The 23,133-nt window shown below is 71.6% G+C and carries 20 protein-coding genes; 16 read left to right on the top strand and 4 right to left on the bottom strand.

Features of this window, described 5'->3' with window-relative positions:
• Positions 1-9: 9 nt before the first annotated feature.
• The 5 genes from metH (at position 10) to hisG (ending at position 6,114) form a co-directional block, all read left to right on the top strand.
• Positions 10-3,570: a methionine synthase gene (metH, locus tag VYL96_RS07840; protein WP_131885958.1), complete on the top strand. Its 3,561-nt coding sequence runs from the start codon at positions 10-12 to the stop codon at positions 3,568-3,570.
• 31 nt (positions 3,571-3,601) lie between these two features.
• A complete protein-coding gene (locus VYL96_RS07835) occupies positions 3,602-4,165 on the top strand; it encodes a hypothetical protein (RefSeq protein ID WP_131885959.1) in 564 nt (187 codons plus the stop codon).
• 70 nt (positions 4,166-4,235) lie between these two features.
• Positions 4,236-4,943, top strand: a complete 708-nt coding sequence (locus VYL96_RS07830; RefSeq protein WP_131885960.1) for an HAD family hydrolase — start codon at positions 4,236-4,238, stop codon at positions 4,941-4,943.
• 5 nt (positions 4,944-4,948) lie between these two features.
• Positions 4,949-5,212: a phosphoribosyl-ATP diphosphatase gene (locus tag VYL96_RS07825; RefSeq protein WP_007629271.1), complete on the top strand. Its 264-nt coding sequence runs from the start codon at positions 4,949-4,951 to the stop codon at positions 5,210-5,212.
• A 50-nt stretch (positions 5,213-5,262) separates the two neighbouring features.
• The gene (gene hisG / locus VYL96_RS07820; RefSeq protein ID WP_007629272.1) at positions 5,263-6,114 is read left to right on the top strand and encodes an ATP phosphoribosyltransferase; all 852 of its coding nucleotides are present in this window, start codon (positions 5,263-5,265) and stop codon (positions 6,112-6,114) included.
• Positions 6,115-6,184: 70 nt separating this feature from the next.
• On the opposite strand, the gene VYL96_RS07815 is transcribed toward hisG, so the two are convergent.
• Both VYL96_RS07815 and VYL96_RS07810 read right to left on the bottom strand, forming a co-directional pair.
• Positions 6,185-6,952 (bottom strand): thioesterase family protein, encoded by a 768-nt coding sequence (locus VYL96_RS07815; RefSeq protein WP_131885961.1) that lies wholly within the window; start codon positions 6,950-6,952, stop codon positions 6,185-6,187.
• Positions 6,952-7,863: a RecB family exonuclease gene (locus tag VYL96_RS07810; protein ID WP_061915041.1), complete on the bottom strand. Its 912-nt coding sequence runs from the start codon at positions 7,861-7,863 to the stop codon at positions 6,952-6,954. The genes VYL96_RS07815 and VYL96_RS07810 overlap by 1 nt, the downstream gene beginning before the upstream one ends.
• A gap of 56 nt (positions 7,864-7,919) precedes the next feature.
• On the opposite strand from VYL96_RS07810, the gene VYL96_RS07805 reads away from it, so the two are divergent.
• From VYL96_RS07805 to VYL96_RS07760, 10 genes are all read left to right on the top strand, one after another.
• The gene (locus tag VYL96_RS07805) at positions 7,920-8,759 is read left to right on the top strand and encodes a tRNA (adenine-N1)-methyltransferase (RefSeq protein ID WP_061228722.1); all 840 of its coding nucleotides are present in this window, start codon (positions 7,920-7,922) and stop codon (positions 8,757-8,759) included.
• A gap of 94 nt (positions 8,760-8,853) precedes the next feature.
• Positions 8,854-10,554: a proteasome ATPase gene (gene arc / locus VYL96_RS07800; RefSeq protein WP_131885962.1), complete on the top strand. Its 1,701-nt coding sequence runs from the start codon at positions 8,854-8,856 to the stop codon at positions 10,552-10,554.
• Positions 10,551-12,038, top strand: coding sequence for a depupylase/deamidase Dop (dop, locus tag VYL96_RS07795; RefSeq protein WP_131885963.1), 1,488 nt, complete (start codon positions 10,551-10,553; stop codon positions 12,036-12,038). The genes arc and dop overlap by 4 nt, the downstream gene beginning before the upstream one ends.
• Positions 12,039-12,082: 44 nt before the next feature.
• Positions 12,083-12,259: a ubiquitin-like protein Pup gene (locus tag VYL96_RS07790; protein WP_131885964.1), complete on the top strand. Its 177-nt coding sequence runs from the start codon at positions 12,083-12,085 to the stop codon at positions 12,257-12,259.
• A 6-nt stretch (positions 12,260-12,265) separates the two neighbouring features.
• On the top strand, positions 12,266-13,672 hold the full coding sequence (pafA, locus tag VYL96_RS07785) for a Pup--protein ligase (RefSeq protein WP_131885965.1): 1,407 nt from the start codon (positions 12,266-12,268) through the stop codon (positions 13,670-13,672).
• A 10-nt stretch (positions 13,673-13,682) separates the two neighbouring features.
• Positions 13,683-14,651 (top strand): helix-turn-helix transcriptional regulator, encoded by a 969-nt coding sequence (locus tag VYL96_RS07780; RefSeq protein WP_131885966.1) that lies wholly within the window; start codon positions 13,683-13,685, stop codon positions 14,649-14,651.
• Entirely contained in the window at positions 14,648-15,622 is a 975-nt protein-coding gene (locus tag VYL96_RS07775; protein WP_131885967.1) for a helix-turn-helix transcriptional regulator, read from the top strand. Before VYL96_RS07780 ends, VYL96_RS07775 begins: the two co-directional genes overlap by 4 nt.
• A gap of 97 nt (positions 15,623-15,719) precedes the next feature.
• On the top strand, positions 15,720-16,160 hold the full coding sequence (gene tatA, locus VYL96_RS07770) for a Sec-independent protein translocase subunit TatA (RefSeq protein WP_007629290.1): 441 nt from the start codon (positions 15,720-15,722) through the stop codon (positions 16,158-16,160).
• A gap of 114 nt (positions 16,161-16,274) precedes the next feature.
• On the top strand, positions 16,275-17,249 hold the full coding sequence (tatC, locus tag VYL96_RS07765) for a twin-arginine translocase subunit TatC (RefSeq protein WP_083324392.1): 975 nt from the start codon (positions 16,275-16,277) through the stop codon (positions 17,247-17,249).
• Complete coding sequence (locus VYL96_RS07760; RefSeq protein ID WP_131885968.1) at positions 17,233-19,893, top strand: DEAD/DEAH box helicase; 2,661 nt, start codon at positions 17,233-17,235, stop codon at positions 19,891-19,893. The genes tatC and VYL96_RS07760 overlap by 17 nt, the downstream gene beginning before the upstream one ends.
• Positions 19,894-20,110: 217 nt before the next feature.
• On the opposite strand, the gene VYL96_RS07755 is transcribed toward VYL96_RS07760, so the two are convergent.
• Entirely contained in the window at positions 20,111-21,040 is a 930-nt protein-coding gene (locus VYL96_RS07755) for a 5'-3' exonuclease (protein WP_131885969.1), read from the bottom strand.
• Between the two features lie 211 nt (positions 21,041-21,251).
• Here VYL96_RS07755 and VYL96_RS07750 point away from each other — a divergent pair, with 211 nt between their 5' ends.
• A complete protein-coding gene (locus tag VYL96_RS07750) occupies positions 21,252-22,358 on the top strand; it encodes a M24 family metallopeptidase (protein ID WP_131885970.1) in 1,107 nt (368 codons plus the stop codon).
• Positions 22,359-22,713: 355 nt separating this feature from the next.
• Here the strand turns inward: VYL96_RS07750 and VYL96_RS07745 are convergent, their stop codons facing one another.
• Positions 22,714-23,121: a pyridoxamine 5'-phosphate oxidase family protein gene (locus VYL96_RS07745; protein WP_061228734.1), complete on the bottom strand. Its 408-nt coding sequence runs from the start codon at positions 23,119-23,121 to the stop codon at positions 22,714-22,716.
• Positions 23,122-23,133 lie beyond the last annotated feature (12 nt).

Genomic DNA, 23,133 nt, shown 5'->3' with positions numbered 1-23,133 from the left:
ACTGGGCCCATGTCTGTCGATTTCGATTCGCCCTTGTTGGACGCCGCCCGTCGGCGAGTACTGATCGGTGACGGGGCGATGGGCACGATGCTTCAGGCTGTCGATCTCGACGTGGATGAGGACTTCCTGGGTCTCGAGGGCTGTAACGAGATCCTCAACGCGACCCGGCCGGACGTGGTGGAGGGGATCCACCGTGCGTTCTTCGAGGCCGGAGCCGACCTGGTCGAGACCAACACCTTCGGGTGCAACCTGTCCAACCTGGGTGACTACGACATCGTCGACCGGATCGGCGAGCTCGCCGAGAAGGGTGCGGCGATCGCGCGCAGGGTCGCCGACGAGATGGGCCCGTCCGAGGACGGGACCCCGCGGATGGTGCTGGGGTCGCTCGGGCCCGGGACCAAACTGCCCTCGCTGGGGCAGACCACCTTCGAGGACATCCGTGACGCGTACTCCAAGGCCGCCGAGGGGCTGGCCCGCGGGGGAGCGGACGCGTACCTGATCGAGACGAGCCAGGACCTGCTGCAGGTCAAGGCCGCGGTCCTCGGGTGCCAGGACGGCATGGCGGCCGCGGGACGGCGTTTGCCGATCATCTCGCACGTCACCATCGAGACGACCGGCACGATGCTGCTCGGATCGGACATCGGCGCGGCACTGACCGCGCTGCAGCCGCTGGGCATCGACATGATCGGCCTGAACTGCGCCACGGGGCCGGCCGAGATGGTCGAGCACCTGCGCTACCTGTCGCGGCACGCCGAGATCCCGGTGTCGGTCATGCCCAACGCCGGCCTGCCCGAGCTGGGGGAGCACGGCGCCGTCTACCCGCTGGGTGCGGAGGAGTTCGCGCCCCAGGTGGCCGACTTCGTCTCCGAGTTCGGACTGTCGATGGTCGGCGGGTGCTGCGGCACCACGCCCGAGCACATCACCCGGCTCAAGGAGCAGGTGAGCGCACGGACCAAGGCCGAGCGCACGGTGGAGCCCGTCAACGCGGTCGCCTCGCTGTACACCTCCACGCCGCTGCGCGCGGACGCCGGCATCATCATGATCGGCGAGCGCACCAACGCCAACGGTTCCAAGCGGTTCCGCGAGGCGATGCTGGCCTCCGACTGGGACACCTGCATGGACATCGCCAAGGAGCAGATGCGCGACGGCGCCCAGATGGTCGACCTCTGCGTCGACTACGTCGGCCGCGACGGCTCCGGGGACATGGCCGAGCTGGCCGGCCGGATGGCCACCTCCTCGACGCTGCCGATCATGCTCGACTCGACCGAGCCCGAGGTCATCAGGGCCGGCCTGGAGAAGCTGGGCGGTCGCTGCGCGGTCAACTCGGTCAACTACGAGGACGGCGCGGGGCCGGACTCGCGGTTCCAGCGGATCATGCGGCTCGTGTCCCGGCACGGCGCGGCCGTCGTCGGCCTGACGATCGACGAGGAGGGCCAGGCCCGCACCGCCGACCGCAAGGTCGAGATCGCCGAGCGGCTCATCGCCGACCTCACCGGGAACTGGGGGATGGCGGAGGAGGACATCATCATCGACTGTCTGACCTTCCCCATCTCGACCGGGCAGGAGGAGGTCCGCCGCGACGGCATCGAGACCATCGAGGCGATCCGTCGGCTCACCGAGGCCCACCCGCGGATCCACACGACGCTGGGTCTGTCGAACATCTCGTTCGGCCTCAACCCGGCCGCCCGCCAGGTGCTCAACTCGGTGTTCCTGCACGAGTGCGTCCAGGCCGGTCTCGATTCGGCCATCGCGCACAGCTCCAAGATCCTGCCCATGAGCAAGATCGACGACCGCCAGCGGGAGGTGGCCCTGGACCTGGTGTACGACCGTCGCCGCGAGGGCTATGACCCGCTGCAGGTGTTCATGGAGCTCTTCGAGGGCGTCTCCGCGGCCGGAGCCAAGGACGCCCGCGCCGCCGAGCTCGCGGCGATGCCGCTCATGGAGCGCCTGGCCGCGCGGATCGTCGACGGCGAGCGCAAGGGACTCGAAGAGGATCTCGACGCCGCGATGGCGGAGATCCCCCCGTTGGAGATCATCAACGAGCACCTGCTCGGCGGGATGAAGACGGTCGGTGAGCTGTTCGGCTCCGGTCAGATGCAGCTGCCGTTCGTCCTGCAGTCCGCCGAGACGATGAAGGCGGCGGTCGCCCACCTCGAGCCCCACATGGAGGCGAGCGACGAGGACGGCAAGGGACGGATCGTCCTGGCCACGGTCAAGGGCGACGTGCACGACATCGGCAAGAACCTCGTGGACATCATCTTGTCCAACAACGGCTACGACGTGGTCAACATCGGCATCAAGCAGCCGATATCGGAGATCATCTCCGCCGCCCGCGAGCACAAGGCCGACGTGATCGGCATGTCCGGCCTGCTGGTGAAGTCCACCGTGGTGATGAAGGACAACCTCGCCGAGCTCAACTCCGAGGGCATCGCCGGTGAGTTCCCCGTGCTGCTCGGCGGCGCGGCCCTGACCCGCTCCTACGTCGAGGTCGACCTCGCCGGGATGTACCAGGGCGACGTGTTCTACGCGCGTGACGCGTTCGAGGGCCTGCGGCTCATGGACGAGGTGATGACGGCCAAGCGGACCGGCGTGCCGATGGCACAGTCCTCGGAGGCCGCGGCCAAGGCGGCCGAGCGGCGCGAGCGCCGTGCCCGCAGTGAGCGGATCGCGGCCAAGCGCGCGGCCGAGGCCGAGCCCGTGGTCATCCCCGAGCGCTCTGACGTCGCCGCGGACCAGCCGATCGCGACCCCGCCGTTCTGGGGCACCCGCATCGCCAAGGGCATCCCGGTGGCCGACTACCTCGGGCACCTCGACGAGCGCGCGCTGTACTTCGGGCAGTGGGGCCTGCGCGGCACCCGCAGCGGGGAGGGGCCGGACTACGACGAGCTGGTGGAGACCGAGGGAAGGCCGCGCATGCGTGCCTGGATCGACCGCCTCACCACCGAGGGCATCCTGTCGCACTCGGCCGTGGTCTACGGCTACTTCCCGGCGTACTCGGTCGGCGACGAGATCTGGGTGCTGGCCGAGCCCCGCCCCGACGCCGAGGTGCTGCACAAGATCGCCTTCCCGCGGCAGCAGCGCTCCCGCTTCCTGGCGATCCCCGACTTCGTGGCCTCCCGCGAGCGCTGCGAGGCGGAGGGGACCGTGGACGTCCTGCCGTTCCAGCTGGTGACGATGGGGTCGCCGATCGCGGACTTCGCCAACGAGCTGTTCGCCGGGGACAACTACCGGGACTACCTCGAGGTGCACGGACTGTCGGTGCAGCTCACGGAGGCGCTGGCGGAGTTCTGGCACCGACGCGTGCGCGACGAGCTCACGCTGCCCGACGGATCGGTCTCCGACGAGGACCCCGACAGCATCCAGGACTACTTCAACCTCAAGTACCGGGGAGCCCGCTACAGCTTCGGCTACGGTGCCTGCCCGGATCTGGAGTCGCGCAAGGTGGTCGTGGACCTGCTCGAGCCCGAGCGCATCGGGGTGGTCCTGTCCGAGGAGTTGCAGCTGCACCCGGAGCAGTCGACGGACGCGTTCGTGCTGTACCACCCGGAGGCGAAGTACTTCAACGTCTGAACCGTCGGACGAAGGGTCGGCCGGATCCCGGGTGGGTAAGATCACCTTCATCCGGCTGAAGGAGACCGTCATGCCCAGCATCCGCAAATCCGCCGCCCTCGCCGTGGCGGGTGCCGTCTTCGCCGGGGGCGCGGCCGTCGCCGCCGCCCCGGCGGCCTCCGCACAGGTGTGGCACGACTCGCCCGCCTGGGACGTCCGCATGCCCTACCCGTTGGGTGGCGAGCACACGATCCGCTTCGGCGTCTTCCCGAGCTGCCTGCGGAGTGGCGATGACAGATTCCACCAGGCGATCGCCGCCAACGCGAGGGATCTCGACCAGCCGATCGGATGCTTCGACTTCTCCGCGACCCTCTTCCCGTTCAACTCGGCGACGGTGGAGTGGCACAACCTGGACACCGACGCTCGGGGGACGCAGACCGTGCAGTCCACGGGACCCGAGGTGGGGATCGGTGCCACGCACACCGGTCGGGGATGGGTCGCGGTCACCGTCACCGCCAGCAGATCCGCCCTGCCCACGGCGGTACCCGGCTCGGTGGCGCCGTTCGCCTCCGCGACGCACACGGAACGGTTCATCGTCCCGCCGCAGGACTGCTGACGGAAGAGGGGCCGCCGTCGGGCTGCCGCGCGTCACCCCCGGTTCACCCGGTTCGGGTAGACAGGAGGCCGTGACCAGCACCTCTCCCGCCCAGCTCCCGGCCGCCGTGTGTCTCGACATGGACGGCACCCTCGTCGACACCGAGCGACTGTGGGACACCGCCGTCTTCGAGCTCGCCGAGCACATGGGGCGGCCGTTGGACGAGGCGACCCGCGAGCGGACACTGGGCAACTCCCTGCACGGGTTCTTCGAGATCCTCGGCGAATACACCGGACGCCGGATCGAAGGGGAGGAGTTCGACCGTCTCGCGCATCGCCTCAACTCGCGCGTCACCGAGCTGATGCGGACCGACATGCGGTGGCGGCCGGGTGCCGAGGAGTTGCTGGCCGACATCGCCGCGACCGGGGTCCCCGTCGCCCTGGTGACCAACACGACCGCCGACGTCGCCGTGGTGCCCCTTGAGTTCATCGACCGGTCCCGATTCGACGTGGTCGTCACCGGCTGCGTGGTGGCCGAAGGGAAACCGGCGCCGGACCCGTACCTGCTCGCCTGCGCCGAGCTGGGCGTCGAGCCCGGGTCGGCGGTCGCGGTCGAGGACTCGGTGACTGGGGCCACGGCGGCGGTCGCGGCCGGGTGCCGCGTCCTCTACATCCCGTCCACCGACGGTCAGCCCGACGTCGCCGGGGCCCACACGCACTCGACGCTCGAGGGGGTCGACGTCGCGGGGCTCCACGCGCTCACCTCGGGGTCACCCGTGGGCGCGGCTGTGGGACAATAGGCCGCGTGAAGACCTTCGACTCCCTGTTCGCCGAGCTCTCCGAGCGCATCACCGCGCGCCCCGAGGGGTCCGGCACCGTCGCCGCGTTCGACAAGGGCGTCCACCATCTGGGCAAGAAGGTCATCGAGGAGGCCGGAGAGGTCTGGATCGCGGCCGAGTACCAGTCGGACGAGGAGTTGGCGGAGGAGATCTCCCAGCTCATGTACTGGACCCAGGTCATGATGCTCAAGCGCGGACTGACCCTCGAGGACGTCTACCGACATCTGTAGGCGCCGCCCCGCCCACCACCCGCACGCACCGAACCTCCGGAGCCGCCATCATGCTGCGCGTCGCAGTGCCCAACAAGGGCGCCCTGTCCGAATCCGCCTCCGAGATGCTCTCCGAGGCCGGTTACCGCCGCCGCCCCGAGGGGAGCAAGGACCTCTCGCTCATCGACCGTGAGAACGACGTCGAGTTCTTCTTCCTCCGCCCCAAGGACATCGCCGTCTACGTCGGGTCGGGCCGCCTCGAGCTGGGGATCACCGGCCGCGACCTGGCGGCCGACTCGATGGCCGAGGTCGATGAACTGCTCGACCTGGGCTTCGGCCACTCCACGTTCCGCTACGCAGGCCCGGCCGGTGCCGGGTGGACCACCGAGCGTCTCGCCGGGGCCCGGATCGCCACCTCCTATCCCAACATCGTCCGACGCGATCTGCGCGAGCGCGGGATCGAGGCCGAGGTGATCCGGCTCGACGGGGCGGTGGAGATCTCGATCCAGCTCGGGGTGGCCGACTGCATCGCGGACGTCGTCGGATCGGGTCGCACGCTCAAGGTGCACGACCTCGAGGCGTTCGGGGACGTCCTGTGCGACTCGGCGGGAGTGCTCATCGGTCGCACCGACGCCGTGTCGTCCCCGGCGGTGGCGCGGATGCGGGCCCGGCTCCAGGGCGTCGTCTTCGCCCAGCAGTACATGATGCTGGACTACGACTGCCCCAAGGAGATCTTCGACTCCGTCTCGGCGATCACGCCGGGGATCGAGTCGCCGACCGTGTCCCCGATGGCCGACCCGGCCTGGGTGGCGGTGCGCTCGATGGTCCCCCGGAAGAAGGTCAACGCGATCATGGACGAGTTGGCGGAGGCCGGGGCGAAGGCGATCATCGCCACCGACATCCGCTCCTGCCGCATGGGCTGATCCGCCCCGGCGTACCCGAGAACCGGTCCGGCCGGCCCCGCGCTGCGTGTGCGGGGCCGGCCGGCGGCGTTCAGACCGGCTCGACGAGAAGCGCCTGCAGGGTGTCGCCGATCGCGCCCTTCTCGTCGAACAGCGTCCCGGAGGTCGCGCCGACCCCGTCCGGCCCGATCGACGCCCGGGCGGCCACGCCGATCCAGCGTCCGACGGGCGGTCGGTGCAGGTGCGTGACGAGGTCGGTGTTGAGGAACCGCCACTCGGCGGGCTCGAGGACCGCGCCGACCCCGTTGGCGATGTCGGCCACGCACATCACGTGCTGGACGGGCGTCGGCTCCTCCCCGGCGACCAGCGGCAGAGTGGGCCGGGCCCAGACGGTGCCGTCCTCGGCGCCGCGGATCTCGAGCGAGTCGATGTAGCCGCTCGTCCAGCGGGTGAAGAAGTCGCCGTTGTGATCGGTGTCCGGTAGTACGCGCGGCGCCTCTGCCGCCTGCTCGACGTGGGTGGTGTCGCCGGTGGCCAGCCGCCACGCGCTCGCCCGCGCGACGGTCCGTCCGCCGGCGACGAGCTCCGACTCCAGCAGCTGGATCCGGCGGCCCGGTCGGGCCACGCGGGCACGGGTCCGCAGTTCACCGAGCGGGACGGGCCCCAGCAGATCGACGGCCACGCGGGCGATGCGTGCGCCGCCGCCGGCGTCGAGGCGCTCCATGGCGCGGGTGAGGATGGCCGAGGGCGGCGCTCCGTGCTGCAGGTCCGGGCCCCAGGCGCTGACGGTGTGCGGGGTCGCGCGGAAGACCTCCCAGCCGTCGTCGGATCCCAGCGGCTCGAAGTAGGCCTCCGTCATCATGAACTCCTCGGTTCTCCTCGCCCGGTCAACAGATCGTGTGCGCCGGCGGGGACCACGCGGGTCCCCGGCCACCCCGGGTACTCGGGCGGGGTGCCGCCGAACGCCGGACACAGCGCCTGATGATTGCACCAGTCGCACAGGCGCGACGTGCGGGGGCGGAAGTCACCGGTCTGCCCGGCCCGCTCGATCTCCGACCACAGCGCGTCCAGCGACGCCTCGGTCTCGACGAGCGACGCGTGGTCCGGGGTGAAGGTGAGCCAGCTGCCGTTCTTGAGATAGATGAGTTTGAGCTGCGCGGGCAGCACACCGTGGATGCGCTGGTACATCAGGGCGTAGAACCGCATCTGGAACATCGCCTGGTCCTGGAAGCGCGGGTGCGGGGGTTTACCCGTCTTGTAGTCGACCACCCGGACCTCCCCGGTGGGCGCGACGTCGACCCGGTCGAGGAAGCCGTGCAGCGGGGTGCCGGCCGCGGTGGCGGTGACCAGGTACTGCTCGCAGGAGGCGGGGGAGAAGCGCTGCGGGTCCTCGACGCCGTAGAGCGCCGCGACCAGCGCCGCGACCTGCGCCTGGAAGTCGGCGCGGTCGGACAGCGGGACCACCGTCGCGCCGTCCTCCTCGGCGTAGAAGCGCTCGACGGCGGCGGGGACGAGTTCCGCGGCGCGCTGCGGCGCCCGCTCGGACTGCTCGAGTCCGTACAGCTCCTCGAGCACGGAGTGGACGACCGTGCCGAGGACCTGGGCGCGAGTCTTGGGCTCCGGGATGCGGTCCACGGCGCGCAGCCGGTACAGCAGCGGGCACTGCCGGTAGTCGGACGCGCGAGAGGCCGACAGGGCGAGGGGCTTGCGCTCCGGCAGGGGTACGTCGCCCGCTGCCGGGATGCCACCGATTTCGAGGGGATCCGTCACACCTGGCAGGGTAGACAACCGGTCGGACAACCGACCCCCCGTCCTCTGGAGGTCCCGTGCAGCGATCCGGCCCGTTCGTCGTGGGTGACCGCGTCCAGCTCACCGACACCAAGGGGCGCAAGTACACCGTCGTGCTGGTCGAGGGTGCGGAGTTCTTCACCCACCACGGCGCGGTGCGCCACGACGATCTCATCGGTGCGCCCGAGGGATCGATCATCACCTCGACCAAGGACGCGCAGTATCTCGCGCTGCGCCCGCTGCTCACGGACTACGTGCTGTCGATGCCGCGCGGCGCGCAGGTGATCTATCCCAAGGACGCCGCGCAGATCGTCCACGAAGGCGACGTGTTCCCCGGCGCCCGTGTCCTCGAGGCCGGCGCGGGGTCGGGGGCCCTGACGTGCTCGCTGCTGCGGGCGGTCGGCCCGGAAGGGAGGGTGTTCTCCTACGAGATCCGCGAAGACCACGCCGAGCACGCCGAGCGCAACGTCCGCACCTTCTACGGTGAGCACCCCGGGAACTGGGACCTCCGGGTCGCGGACCTGGCGGAGACCTCGGTCGAGGCGCTGGGCGGTCAGGTCGATCGCGTGGTGCTGGACATGCTCGCGCCGTGGGAATGCCTGCCGACGGTGAGCGAGGTCCTGGTGCCGGGTGGGGTGCTGGTGGCCTACGTGGCCACGACCACACAACTGTCGGACGTCGTCGAGGCGCTGCGGCGCCAGCAGTGCTGGACCGAGCCCCGCGCGTGGGAGTCGATCAACCGTGGGTGGCACGTGGTGGGACTGGCCGTGCGCCCCGAGCACCGCATGCAGGGCCACACCGCGTTCCTGGTGACCGCGCGTCGCCTCGCCGAGGGGGTGACGACCCTCAAGCCCAAGCGTCGCAGCGGTAAGGGCTGAGGGAGCGCGCGCCCACCCGCGTGGCACCCCGGCGATAGGGTGGAGGGGACGACGACGAGGAGACCCGTCGACGACCAGGAGGGCAGGTGATCGCGTGACCGAGGGACGTTCCCCGGCCAGCCAGGGCGAGGACAGGGTGGCGGTCGACCGCGCCGAACTCGCGCGGCTGCGCAAGGCCGTGGACGAGGGGGCCCGATCGGATCGGGAGAAGTCGATCAAGATCGACGCCCTCGGCGCCCGCAACGTCCGGCTCGCGGAACTGCTCAAGGACTCACGCGACCAGCTCGAGGCCCTCAAGGGCGAGGTGGAGCGGCTCGGTACCCCGCCCAGTACCTACGGCGTGGTCCTCACCCGTCCCGCCGGCGCGGACACCGTCGAGGTCATGGCCGCCGGCCGCCGCATGCGCCTGGCGATCGCCCCCGGCGTGGACGCCGCGGACCTGACCCCGGGCGTGACCGTGCGCCTCAACGAGGCCATGACCGTTCTGGAGGTCTCGAGCGAGCTCCCGGTCACCGGCGTGACCGCCGTCCTGCGGGACGTGCTCGCCGACGGCGTGCGGGCGCGGGTGGTCATGGGCAACGACGAGGAGCACATCGTGGTCCTCGCCGCCGCCCTGCGCGGTGCGCGCACGGCCGAGCACCCCGCACCCGTCCGCCCCGGCGACGCGGTGCTCGTCGATCCCAAGGCCGGCGTGGCCTACGAGGTGGTGCCCAAGGCGGAGGTCGACGAGCTCCTCCTCGAGGAGATCCCGACGGTCGAGTACTCCGACATCGGCGGTCTGGGGCCGCAGATCGAGCAGATCCGCGACGCGATCGAGCTGCCGTTCGTCCACCACGACCTGTACCGCGAGTTCCACCTGGCCCCGCCGAAGGGCGTCCTGCTCTACGGCCCTCCCGGGTGCGGCAAGACCCTCATCGCCAAGGCCGTGGCCCACTCTCTGGCGCGTGCGGCCGCGGTGGCCCGGGGTGACGACGTCAGCGACGGCCGGTACCCGAACTCGTACTTCCTCTCGATCAAGGGCCCCGAGCTGCTCAACAAGTACGTCGGCGAGACCGAGCGGCACATCCGGTCCATCTTCGAGCGGGCGCGGGAGAAGGCCACCGAGGGCAACCCGGTGATCGTCTTCTTCGACGAGATGGACTCGATCTTCCGCACCCGCGGGTCCGGCGTGTCCTCGGACATGGAGACGACGATCGTCCCGCAGCTGCTCGCGGAGATCGACGGCGTGGAGGACCTGCGCAACGTCATCGTGATCGGCGCCTCCAACCGTGAGGACATGATCGATCCCGCCATCCTCCGGCCAGGCCGCCTGGATCTGAAGATCCGCATCGACCGGCCCGACCGGGACGCGGCGGCGGACATCCTCGCCAAGTACATCACCCCGGACCTGCGCTTCGACCCGGTCGAGGTCGGCGACGCGGACCGTGAGACCCACGTCCGCGAGCTCATCGAGCGCATCGTCGACCGGCTCTACACGCGTGACGCCTCCACGACCTACGTGCACCTCGTGTACGCCTCCGGCCGGCGGTCGTCGCTGTACCTGGCCGACCTCACCTCCGGGGCGATGCTGCGCAACATCGTCGACCGGGCCAAGAAGCTGGCGATCAAGGACATCGTCCACGGCACCGGCCGGGGCCTGACCACCGACGACTTCCTCGACGCGGTCGACGCCGAGTTCGCCGAGAACACGGACCTGCCCAACACGTCCAACCCGCAGGAGTGGGCACGCCTGACCGGTGTCCGCGGTGAGCGCGTCATCGAGGTCTCCGTCCCCAACCGGGGAGCCGGGCAGTGAACCCGCGGGGGCGCGTCATCGGCACGGAGATCGAGTTCGGCATCGTCGCCGTCGGGCAGCCGCTGCTCAGCTCGGTGGTCACCTCGACCCAGGTGATCAAGGCCTACACCGACCCGGGCGAGACCGCGGGAGGAGCCGACGAGGCCCGCTGGGACTACGGCTCGGAGTCCCCCCTGCGCGACGCCCGCGGCTTCGATCTCGGCGCGGCCCGTGCCTACGACCCCAGCGAGTTCGGGGTGACCAACCGGGTGCTGACCAACGGGGCCCGCTTCTACGTCGACCACGCCCACCCCGAGTACTCGGCTCCCGAGGTCGACTCCCCACGCGACGCGGTGATCTGGGACAAGGCCGGCGAGGTGATCATGCACCGCGCGGGCGTCGAGTCGTCGGCCACGGAGGGCAACGCCGAGCTCAAGCTCTACAAGAACAACGTCGACGGCAAGGGCGCCTCCTACGGCGCCCACGAGAACTACCTCGTGCGCCGCGACGTCGACTTCGACGGGCTCACCGTGAGCCTGGCCCCGCACCTGCTGTCCCGCCAGGTGTTCTGCGGGGCGGGCCGAGTGGGGATCGGCCAGTCCGGGGAGACGGCCGGATACCAGCTCGCCCAGCGCGCCGACTACATCGAGGTCCTCACCGGGCTCGAGACCACGCTGCGCCGCGGCATCATCAACACCCGCGACGAGCCCCACGCCCCGGACGAGACGTGGCGCCGCCTGCACGTCATCATCGGCGACGCGAACATGTCCGAGCTGGCCACCTATCTCAAGATCGGCACCACCTGCCTCGTGCTGGACGCGATCGAGGCGGGGGTCGACTTCTCCGACCTGTTGCCCGTCGACCCCGTCGAGGCCGTCCACACCATCAGCCACGACCCGTCGCTCCGCGCGACCGTGCCCCTGCCCGACGGCCGGAACGTCACCGGCCTCGCCCTCCAGCGCGAGATCCTCGAGCGGGTCGCGGGCGTCGTCGGCGACGGCACGGGCCGCCCGGGCTGGGCGCTCGAGGTCCTGGACGAGTGGCGCGGGATCCTCGACGCGCTCGAGGAGAACCCGATGTCGTGCGCCGACCGACTGGACTGGCCCGCCAAGCTCCGGCTACTGGAGGGCTTCCGCACCCGCGACGGCCTGGACTGGGACCACGCCCGGCTCGCCCTCATCGACGTCCAGTACCACGACATCGACCCGCGGCGCGGACTCTACAACCGCCTGGTCGCCAAGGGCGCCATGCGCCGACTGGTCACCGACGACGAGGTCGAGGCCGCGGTCACGACCCCGCCCGCACGAACGCGGGCCTGGGCCAGGGGACGCTTCCTCGCCGAACTCGGCGACCGCATCCGCGCCGCCGGGTGGGACCACGTCGTCGTCGTCGACTCCCGCGGCCACGAACGCCACGTCGACCTCACCGACCCCTACCTCGGGTCCCGCGAGTACTGCGAGGCCCATCCCGACTTCCTCGGGCCCGACGGGCCCGACCCGTACTGACGGCCCGCACAGACCCGTCCCGCCCAGACACACGAGGAGACACCATGTCCCAGATCCAGACGAACGCCGGCGGCCCGGCCGACCCCGACGACGAGGCCGGGCAGGTCGTCAAGGCCGCCGACACCACCTCCGCCGACTCGCTGCTCGACGAGATCGACGACATCCTCGAGACCAACGCCGAGGAGTTCGTGAAGTCCTACGTCCAGAAGGGCGGGCAGTAGAGCCCCATGATCCGTCGCATCGTCGGGATCGAGACCGAGTTCGGGATCACCAGCGTCAGCGGTGAAGGCGCTCGTGGGCTCGGCGCCGACGAGATCGCCCGCTACCTGTTCCGCCCCGTCGTGGAGCGCTGGCGCAGCTCCAACGTCTTCCTCGACAACGGCGCACGCCTCTACCTCGACGTGGGCTCCCACCCCGAGTACGCGACCGCCGAATGCGACGGGCTGCGACAGATCGTCGCCCACGACAGGGCGGGGGAGCGGATCGTCGACGACCTCGCCCTGGCCGCCGAACAGTCCCTCGCGGACGAGGGCATCGACGCCCGCGTCTACCTGTTCAAGAACAACACCGACTCCGTGGGCAACTCCTACGGATGCCACGAGAACTACCTGCTCGACCGCAGCACCCAGGTGCGGGGCATCGCCAACACCCTGCTGCCGTTCCTCGTCAGCCGGCAGCTCATCTGCGGCGCCGGCAAGATCCTGACCGGCACTCCCGCCGGCGTGGGCCTGGGGGAGAGCTCCGAGCCGGTGTACTGCTTCTCCCAGCGCGCCGAACACATGTGGGACGGCGTGTCCTCGGCGACCACCCGCTCGCGCCCGCTCATCAACACCCGCGACGAGCCGCACGCCGACTCGACGCGGTTCCGGCGCATGCACGTGATCGTCGGCGACTCCAACATGATCGAGACCTCGACACTGCTCAAGGTCGCCAGCACCCGGCTCGTGCTGGAGATGATCGAGGCCGGCGTCGAGCTGCGGCCGATGGCCGTCGCGCACCCCGTGCGCGCGATCCGCGAGATCAGCCGCGACCTCACCGGCGCCCGCCCCGTCGCCCTCACCGACGGCACCACCATGTCCGCGCTCGAGATCCAGCGCGAGTTCCTCGGCGCGGTCCGGCGCTACCTCGACGCCGGCGGCTGGGAGCGCGACGACCGCCCCGACGTCGAACACTGCGTGGCCCTGTGGGAGCGCATCCTCGACGCCGTGGAGTCCGGGGACCACGACTCGATCGCCGCCGACGTCGACTGGGCCGCCAAGCTGCGTCTCATCCGGCAGGTGCAGGCCAGGACGGGTGCCGATCTCGACCACCCGCGCCTCGCGCAGATCGATCTCACCTACCACGACATCCGGCCCGGACGGGGGCTGCACTCCGTGCTCGAACGCCGGGGGATGGTCTCGCGCGTCGTCGACGACGCCGCGGTCGCGCGCGCCCGCGCCGTCGCCCCCGAGACCACCCGCGCCGCGCTGCGCGGCCGGTTCATCACCGCCGCACGGGAGGCCGGACGCGACTTCACCGTGGACTGGGTGCACCTCAAGGTATCCGACGGCACCATGCCCACCGTCGCGCTGACCGACCCGTTCGCCGAGGTCGACCCGCGTGTCGACGATCTCATCGCCGCGCTCGGACGATAGCGTTCCAGCAGTGTCCACCTCGAAGTCGCAACGCCTGGTCAACCTCGTCATCTGCCTGAGGTCGACCAACGCCTTCCTCTCGGCCGACGAGATCCGCCGGATGGTCCAGGGCTACGACGACTGCGAATCCGAGAACGCCTTCCTGCGGATGTTCGAACGCGACAAGCGGGAGCTGCGCGACGTCGGCGTGCCGCTCGAACAGGGCGCGTCGCTCGCGCCCGGCTCGCCCGCCGGGTACCGCATCCCCGCCCACGGGTACGAGCTGCCCGAGATCACGCTGACGCCCGAGCAGGCCGGCGTGCTCGCCGTGGCCGCCGAGGTGTGGCGTGAGGGGGAGCGGGCCGCCCGCGCCGGCGGGGCGCTGGCCAAGCTCACCGCCGCCGGGATCGACCCGGTCCACGACGCCGGCGCCACCGTCTCCGTGGCCGACCCCGCCGAGCTCGCCACCGCCGCCCTGGTGGCCGAGGCGGTCGCCGAGGGCACCGGCCTCACGTTCTCGCACACCCCGGCCGGCGCCTCCGATCCGACGACCCGGCGGGTGGAGCCGTGGTGGACCGGTTCCCGCCACGGGCACTGGTACCTCGTCGGCCACGACCTCGACCGCGGCGAGCCCCGCACCTTCCGGCTCGTCCGCATCTCCGACGTCAGGGCGACGCGCGCGACCCGGACCGTCCCCGTGCCGCCCACCGAGCAGGTCCTGGCGCTGCTCGACGACGCCGTCTCCCGCCTCAACCCGCTACTCGAGGCCACCGTGTGGGTGGCCGACGGGCGCGCCGCCGAGCTGCGCGCGATGGCCCGGTCCGCCACGCCCGCACAACGCTTCGGCAGGTCGGGCGCCGACCTCGGCCTCGCCGCGCCGCTGGGCGAGTTGTCCGCGCTGGTGGCCGCCCAGGGTCCCGACGCCGTCGCCCTCGAGCCGGCGGAGCTGCGGGTGCGCGTCGTGTCGATCCTCAGTGCCGCCGAGGAGGCCGTCCGATGAGTCCCCGCTCCGTCCCGCTCGCGACGCTGCTCAGCGTGGTCCCGTACTTCCACACCCGCGGTCCCGTCCGCGTGGCCGACGCCGCCCGCGACCTCGGCATGAGCGAGAAGCAGCTCCGCGACGCCCTGTGGCAGCTGTGGTCCTGCGGCCTCCCCGGCTACGGCCCCGGTGATCTCATCGACCTGGCCTTCTCCTCGGAGGACCTCGACGACGCCGAGATGGTCGAGGTGACGTTCACCGCCGGCATCGACCGCCCCGTGCGCCTCACCGCCGCCGAGGCGGTCACCCTGGAGACCGGTCTGGCCGTCTTCCTCGGCCAGCCCGAGGTGATCGACCAGACCGCGCTGCGCGACCTGCTCACGACGCTGCGCGCGGCCACCGGCTCCGACGCCCGCGTCACCGCCGCCGACGCGCGCCGCGAGTCGGCGGACTCCGACGCGGACGTGGTGCGGACCGCGGTGCACGACGGCCGGGCGCTGCGCTTCGTCTACCACTCGGCCAGCTCCGACACCTCCACCACACGCGTCGTGGACCCGGCCCGCCTGTCCGTCGCCGACGGTCACTCCTACCTCCACGGCGTGGACCGCTCGTCCGGTCAGTGGCGGACCTTCCGCACGGATCGGATGAGCGGGGTGGAGGAGGTGGGACCGCGCCGCGCGCTCGGCCCGGAGCCACAGGACGACGGCGAGGGGGACGTCCGCCTGGAGGCCGCCCGTGTCCCGGCAGCCGCGGCGTGGTTCCTCGACGAGTTCCGCTTCCACACGGTGGTCCGCCGCCCCGACGGCGATCTGGACGTCGAGATCGCCTATCACGACCGTGCGTGGCTGCTCCGCTTCCTGCTCGGGCACGCCGATGTGGTGCGTCCCGCGGACCCCGGGCTCGCCGCCGAGGTCGCCCGCCGTGCCGCTGAGGGCCTGGCCGTCTACGAGACGGGCGACGACTCTGGCGACCAGCGCGTGAATTCCCGGTGAACGACGAGGTCACGGGGGGTTTCCTGGGTTTGCGAGGTGTCGTCGCCGGCGGCGGGTGCGCTAGCATGGAAACGTTGTCAGACAAACGGAGGTTGACATGGGTGCGTTGAGCATCTGGCACTGGCTCATCGTCCTCGCGGTGGTGCTCCTGCTCTTCGGTTCGAAGAAGCTCCCGGACGCCGCCCGCGGCCTCGGACGGTCGATGCGCATCTTCAAGTCCGAGATCAAGGAGATGCAGAACGACGACAAGCCGGCCGAGGACCAGGAGCCGCAGGCGCTCACCCAGGGTCAGCCGAACCCCGCCCAGTACGCGCAGCCACAGGCGAACCAGTACCAGCCGCAGGCTCCGCAGCAGTACCAGGCACAGCCTTCGCAGCAGTACCAGGCGCAGGGGCAGCAGCAGGGACAGTCCCCGGCCCAGGGGTACCCGCAGGCTCCGCAGCAGCCGTACCAGCAGCCGGCCCCCCAGCAGGGTCAGCAGCAGTTCACCGACCCCACCGCCCCGTACCACGGCGGCCAGGGCCAGCAGGGGCAGTAGGCCGCCTCGTCCATGACACAGACCGGGACCACGGACACCGGCGCCACCCGTCAGGGCGGCGCCGGTCGCCTGCTGTCCAAGCGACGCCGCAGGCCGCGTAACCCCGACGGCACCATGCCGCTCATCGAGCACATCTACGAGCTTCGGACCCGCCTGCTCATCTCGGTGGCGGCGATCGTGGTGACCCTCGGCTTCGGCTTCTGGTGGTACGGCACCGGGTTCCTGGGCGTGCCGTCGCTCGGCGGCATCCTCACCGGCCCCTACTGCGACATCCCGCCCGGCGCCCGCCTCCAGCTGGGCGACGCCGGCGACGAGTGCCGCCTTCTCGCCACGGGGCCGTTCGAGCAGTTCATGCTCCGCCTCAAGGTCGCCGCCACCGCCGGCATCGTCCTGGCCAGCCCGATCTGGCTGTACCAGCTGTGGGCGTTCATCACGCCCGGCCTGCACAAGAACGAGAAGCGCTACGGCATCGTCTTCACGATCCTGGCCGCCGTCCTGTTCATCGGCGGCGCGGTCCTGGCGTACGTCGTGATCGTCCACGCGTTGGAGTTCCTGCTCTCGATCGGCGACAACGTCCAGACCACGGCCCTGTCCGGCTCGCAGTACTTCACGTTCCTCATCCAGCTCATCCTCATCTTCGGCGTGAGCTTCGAGATCCCGCTGCTCATCGCCATGCTCAACGTGGCCGGTGTCGTGAGCTACGAGACGCTGGCCCGGTCGCGTCGCGGCATCATCATGGGCATCTTCGTGTTCGCCGCCGTCGCCTCACCCGGCCAGGACCCGTTCTCCATGCTCGCGCTCGCGGTGGCCGTGTGCATCCTGGTCGAGGCGGCCATCCAGTTCGCCCGGCTGCACGACAAGCGCAGGAAGAAGTCCCGCGCGGACTGGCTCGAGGTGGACGACGAGTCCGCGTCCCCGCTCGCCCCCGCCGACGGCCTCGGCGGCGCAGGCCCGCTCGAACGCCCCGAGCCACTGACCCCACCCATCCCCTCCGCCGGCGCCGGCGTATCCGGTACCCGCGCGCCCGGCGACACCCGACCGCTCCAGGCCCCGGCGGGCGGCGGTTCGATCTATGACGACATCACCTGACGAGACGCACCCCGACGACCTGCTGGAGGGCTTCCTCTCCGGCGAGGGCTTCGCGCCCGATCCGTTCCAGCTCGAGGCCTTCGCAGCCCTGGACGCCGGCCGGAACCTGCTCGTGTCCGCGCCGACGGGGTCCGGCAAGACCCTGGTCGGCGAGTACGCGGCCTACCGCGCCCTCGCCGGCGGGGGACGCTGCTTCTACACCACGCCGGTCAAGGCACTGAGCAACCAGAAGTTCCGGCAGTTCCGCGAGCGATTCGGCCCCGAGAACGTCGGCCTGCTCACCGGTGATCACTCGATCGACGCCGACGCGCCCATCGTCGTGATGACCACCGAGGTGCTGCGCAACATGATCTACAGCGCCTCGTCGGCACTGCATGACCTCGACTGCGTGGTCATGGACGAGATCCACTACCTCGGCGACCGCTCGCGGGGCGTGGTGTGGGAGGAGATCATCCTCACCCTCGACCCGGCCGTCCTGCTGGTCGGGCTGTCCGCGACGCTGAGCAACACCGACGAGCTGGGGGACTGGATCACCGAGATCCGCGGCGACACCGCCGTCGTGCTCTCCGAGCACCGTCCCGTGCCGCTGGCCCACATGCTCTACACGGACGGCGATCTCGTCCCCATCCGCGCCGCCGCCGAGCAGCGCCGGCGGGCCCGGTCCGGGTATCACGACGAACGGATGGCCTCCCGCCCGCGCGCGCAGTGGGCCCGCCGTCAGGACGTCATCGAGCGGCTCGACGACGAGCACCTCCTGCCCGCCATCTACTTCGTGTTCTCCCGGGCGGGCTGCGACGGCGCGGTCGCGCAGATGCGCCGGGCCCGGCTGCGCCTCACGACCGGTGAGGAGGCCCGGCGCATCGCCTCGCACGTCGACTCCGCGGTCGCGCAGGTTCCGCAGCCCGACCTCGACGCGCTCGACTTCGCGGCGTTCCGCGCCGGACTGGTCAACGGGCTCGCCGCCCACCACGCGGGGATGCTGCCGCTGTTCCGCACGATCGTCGAGGAGTTGTTCTCGGCCGGGTTGATCAAGGTGGTCTTCGCCACCGAGACGCTGGCGCTGGGGATCCACATGCCGGCCCGCGCCGTGGTGCTCGAGAAGACGACCAAGTTCAACGGCGACACGCACATGATGCTCACGTCCGCCGAGTACTCGCAGATCACGGGGCGCGCCGGCAGACGCGGCATCGACACCAAGGGCACGGCGGTCGTGCTGGACCAGCCCGACCTGGACCTGGACGCGCTGGCCGCGCTCGTCGACACCCCCCGGTTCCCGCTGTACAGCGCCTTCACGCCGGACTACTCGATGGCCGTGAACCTCGTCGAGCAGCTCGGGGTGGAGGAGGCCACGACCCTCATCGGACGGTCGTTCGCCCAGTTCCAGACCGACCGCACGCTGGTGTCGCGGTCTCGCGCCATCGAGCGCCGCTCCGACGAGCGCGACCGGATGCGCGCCTCGCTGGAGGAGGCCGGGGGCGACGCGGACCTCGACGAGTACATGGGCCTGCGCGCCGAGCTGAGCAGGCTCGAGCGCAAGGCCGAGAAGGCCACGCGCGACGACCGGCTCGACTCCGTGCGGTCGGCCATGCTCAAGCAGACCGCAGGCTCCGTCATCACGGTGGGTCGCAAGCGGTTCGGCATGGTCGCGACCGTGCTGCAGGTGCGGACCGACATCCCCTCGGACCCCGCGTTGCTCTGCCTCACCGACACCGGGTGGACCGGCTGGCTGCGCCAACACGACTTCGCGGCACCGCCCGTGCCGGTGGGCCGCGTGGACCTGCCCAAGGGCCGCCGCAAGCTGGACGGCCGGGCCAAGCGCGCGCTGGTCCAACGTATGGAACACCTGCGGGGTAAGGCCAAGGGCCGCATGACGAACGCCGGCGGCAAGTCGGTCCGCAAGGATCCGCGGATCGCGGCGGCCCGCCGGGCCCTGCGCCAGCATCCGCTGCACGACGACCCGCGGATCGACAAGCTCGCCCGCGTGCACGAGCGGTGGGCCCGCGCCGACGCCGACGTGGCCGCCCTCACCGCCGAGGTCGACGCCGACGCGGACTCGTTGGCCCGACGCTTCCGCCGGATCGTCGACCTGCTCCGCCACCTCGGCTACCTCGAGAAGGTCGACGGCGTCCTGCGTGCCACCGACGCGGGCCACCTGCTCGCCGGGGTGCACACGGAACAGGACCTCTTCGTGGCCGAGTGCCTGCGTCGCGGCGTGTGGCGGGGTCTCGACGCGGCCGGGCTCGCCGCCGTGATAGCGACCATCGTCGCGCACCCGCGCACCGACTCGGCGATCCGCGAGCCCTCGGACGAGGTGCTGCGGTCAGCCCTCGCGGAGACAGAGCGGGTCGCGGCCGACGTCGCCGAGGTGGAGCGTGCCCACGGGCTGCCCACGACCCCGGACCTGGACGCCGGACTCGCGCCGGTCCTGCACCACTGGGTATCAGGGGGCGCGCTCGCCTCGATCCTCGCCGCGTCGTGGCAGGAGGGCGTCGAGCTCACCGCCGGCGACTTCGTCCGGTCCGCGCGACTCGTGGTGGACGTGCTCGCTCAGGTCGGCCAGGTCGCCGAGCCGGACCTCGCCCGGACCGCACGCTCGGCGGTGGGATCGCTGCGCCGCGGTGTCGTGCTCGACCACATGGCCTGAGCCCACCCGCCCCGGCGCGCCTCGCATCCCGCGCCCGTCATCGCGGCGCCGCGCCCCCTCATCGCCGCGCCGCGTCCCCCTCATCGCCGCGCCGCGCCCGGAACCCAAAGTGGTCGTGATCAGCGTGGTCCCGGTCGTCATGGTCGGACTGGATCGCGCGATTCACCGCGACCGTTACGACCAATCCCGGCGTACGAGCTTCCCCGGCGGGCGCGGATCAGACCTCGTCGAGGACCGCCGTCGCCTCCACCAGCCGGCCGATCGCGCGCGCCTGGCCCGTCGACTCGCCCAGCGACTCGATACGCCCGGAGTCCACCGGCCCGCGACGGCCGTCCACGTCGCCATCGAACCGCACGTCGAACGCGCGCCCGCCCAGCCGGACCACCCCGCGCGCCGCGGTCAGGTAGTCGGCGCCCTCGGTGATCGCCTTCCGCTGGCGGGCGCTCATCGCCGAACCGGGGTCGCCCGCGGCGGCGATGATCCCGTCCAGGTCGCCGTACTCGCGCAGCAGCATGGCAGCGGACTTCGCACCGATCCCCGCGACGCCCGGCAGGCCGTCCGAGGCGTCCCCGACCAGCACGGCATAGTCCGCGTACACCCGCGCGTCGTCGCCCGCCGGCAGGTCGAAGCGCTCGGCCACGACCTGCGGGGTGTACGCGAGCCGCTTCTTCATCCCCGCCCCCACGTACACGACGGTGGTCGTCGCCGAGGCCAGCTGGAACAGGTCGCGGTCGCCCGTGACGACCAGCACCTCGCGATCACGAGCGGACAGCGCTGCCAGCACGTCATCTGCCTCCGCGTCCTCCGCCCAGGCCTGGGCGAGGCCCGCCGCGCCGAGGACGTCGCGGATGGCGCCGACCTGCGGGCCCAGCGATGCGGGAGCGTCCTCCTCGCCGTCGTCACCCACCCGGTGCGCCTTGTACGACGGCAACAACTCCACCCGCCAGTCCGGGCGCCACTGCCGGTCCAGGGCGGCCACCAGGCCGGTCGGCGAGTACTCCTCGACCAGCACGGCGACCATGTCGCAGAACCCGCGCACCGCGTTGGCCGGGGCGCCGTCGGGCCCGGTGATCTTCTCGGGCACGGAGTGGAACGCGCGGAACCACAGGCCGGCGCTGTCGAGAACCATGAGCGGGCCCTGGGACACCGCGCCTCCTTATGGGTCGGGGATCATGCCGGCCGGGGATTATGCCGGTCAGCGGTCATGTCGGCCGGAAGTCATGCAGATCGGCGGTCATGCAGGTCGGGGGTCGCGGACGACCACCGCCCGTCAGGCTAGTCGCCCTCGGCCACCAGCGCCGACCCCCGCCGCGCGCGTCCGCCCGCGTCGCCCGCTCCGCCGCGCATAGTGTGGAGGCATGCCGACTCCCGACCCGCAGCTCCACTCCACCCGCCTGACCGCCGTCCGCGACCGCGCCGGCGCACTCGGGATCGACCACGTGGTGGTGTACTCCGGCGAGGACATGTCCTACCTCACGGGCGAGCGCATGGACTCCCACGAGCGACTCACCGCGCTGGTCGTGCCCGTCGCCGGCGGCGAGCCGCTGCTCGTGCTGCCCGCGCTCGAGCTCACCGACGTCACCCGTCGCGCCGCCGAGCGCGTGGGAGCGGAGATCCACCCGTGGTCCGACGGGACCGACCCGGTGCCGCTCGTGGCGGGGAAGGTCGCCGGGCGGGTGGCGGTCTCCAGCGCGCTACCGGCACTGCACCTGGTGCCGCTCCGTGACGGCGTCGACGGCGAGGTGGTGCTCGCCTCGGAGGTGATCGACCACGTGCGGGCCGTGAAGACCCCGGACGAGGTGGAGCAGCTCGCCGAGGCGGCCCGCCGTATCGACGCCGTGCACGCGCGCATGGGGGAGTTCCTCCGGGTGGGCCGGACGGAGGAGCAGGCGGGCGAACTCATCACGGCGGCGATCGAGGCCGAGGGGCTCACGCACGCCGAGTTCGTGATCGTGGGGTCGGGCCCGCACGGCGCCGACCCGCACCACGGCGTGTCGGATCGGGTGATCGAGTCCGGCGACATCGTGGTGGTGGACATCGGCGGCCCGCTGCCCAGCGGGTACCACTCGGACTGCACGAGGACGTACTCGATGGGGGAGCCCGCCGCCGAGGTCGCCGAGAACTACGAGGTCCTGCAGGAGGCGCAGCGGTTGGCGCGCGAGGCCGTGCGTCCGGGCGTCGCGATCGGCGAGGTCGACGCAGCGGCCCGCGAGCACCTCGCCGCCGCCGGCCTGGGCGAGCTGTTCATCCATCGCACCGGCCATGGAATCGGGCTGGGGCTGCACGAGCCGCCGTTCGTCATGCCCGGTGCCGACACCGTGCTCGAGGAGGGGATGACGTTCTCCGTGGAGCCGGGCATCTACCGGCCCGGGCAGTGGGGCGCGCGGCTTGAGGACATCGTCGCGGTGACCGCCGACGGCCGGCGCGACCTCAACACCGGCGAACGCGGTCTGCGGGTGCTCTGACCGCCGGCGGGGTCCGGCGCTCGGGCAGCCGCCCCGGTGCCTGGCGTCTCGCTCCCGCCGATGCACGCGAGAACCGCTGCCGCCCCTCTGCCTGGCGTCTCGCTCCCGCCGCTGTCCTCGCAGCCGCTCCCGTGCTTGGCGTCTCGCTCCCGTCGATGCACGCGAGTACCGCAGCCGCCCCTCAACATGGCGTCTCGCCCACCCCGCGGTGCGCGCGAGACGCCATGTTCGCGTGCGGCTGCGCCCGGAGGCCGCCCACCCAGCGCCCGCCCGGCATACCCACCCGCCCAGCGCCCGCCCAGCGCACGACTGCCCGAGCGGGCCCGCCCAAGCGACCGCGCCGGAGCGACCGAGATCAGGCGCCGGTGAACATCTGCGCCGAGCCCAGCACGCGGTCGACCTCGATGGCCACGACCACCCGCTCGGGGTTCGGCGTCGGCTCGCGGTAGCGCAGGGCGTACCGGCGCTCTCCCTCACGGACGGCGTCGGGGTCGTCGAGCAGCCGGGCGGTGCCCTCGAAGGTGAGCCACCGACCGCGGTCGACGTGTGAGACGGCAGCGCGTCCGCCTCGGGCGGCGTTGCGGGCCTTCTGGGAGCCGCGCCGGGTGATCACGCGCGCCAGCCCACCCTCGACGTCCACGGTGAAGCCCACTGCCACGACGTGCGGGGACCCGTCGCGCCGGAGCGTCGTGAGCGATCCCAGGTGGTACTCGGACAGGAACCGGTGCGCTTCGTCGGAGAGCTCTGCCAGGGTGTGCGCCATGCCGCCGAGCCT

This window comes from Dietzia maris (assembly GCF_036287335.1).
Classification (GTDB): Bacteria; Actinomycetota; Actinomycetes; order Mycobacteriales; family Mycobacteriaceae; genus Dietzia; species Dietzia cinnamea.
This window is presented reverse-complemented; position numbering and strand designations above follow the sequence as displayed.

Bases quoted from the DNA above. Each gene is read 5' to 3' on its own strand.
- metH (WP_131885958.1), top strand. From the start codon at position 10: ATGTCTGTCGATTTCGATTCGCCCTTGTTGGACGCCGCCCGTCGGCGA.
- hisG (WP_007629272.1), top strand. From the start codon at position 5,263: ATGCTGCGCGTCGCAGTGCCCAACAAGGGCGCCCTGTCCGAATCCGCC.
- VYL96_RS07815 (WP_131885961.1), bottom strand. From the start codon at position 6,952: ATGACGGAGGCCTACTTCGAGCCGCTGGGATCCGACGACGGCTGGGAG.
- VYL96_RS07790 (WP_131885964.1), top strand. From the start codon at position 12,083: ATGTCCCAGATCCAGACGAACGCCGGCGGCCCGGCCGACCCCGACGAC.
- pafA (WP_131885965.1), top strand. From the start codon at position 12,266: ATGATCCGTCGCATCGTCGGGATCGAGACCGAGTTCGGGATCACCAGC.
- VYL96_RS07775 (WP_131885967.1), top strand. From the start codon at position 14,648: ATGAGTCCCCGCTCCGTCCCGCTCGCGACGCTGCTCAGCGTGGTCCCG.
- tatA (WP_007629290.1), top strand. From the start codon at position 15,720: ATGGGTGCGTTGAGCATCTGGCACTGGCTCATCGTCCTCGCGGTGGTG.
- tatC (WP_083324392.1), top strand. From the start codon at position 16,275: ATGCCGCTCATCGAGCACATCTACGAGCTTCGGACCCGCCTGCTCATC.
- VYL96_RS07760 (WP_131885968.1), top strand. From the start codon at position 17,233: ATGACGACATCACCTGACGAGACGCACCCCGACGACCTGCTGGAGGGC.
- VYL96_RS07750 (WP_131885970.1), top strand. From the start codon at position 21,252: ATGCCGACTCCCGACCCGCAGCTCCACTCCACCCGCCTGACCGCCGTC.
- VYL96_RS07745 (WP_061228734.1), bottom strand. From the start codon at position 23,121: ATGGCGCACACCCTGGCAGAGCTCTCCGACGAAGCGCACCGGTTCCTG.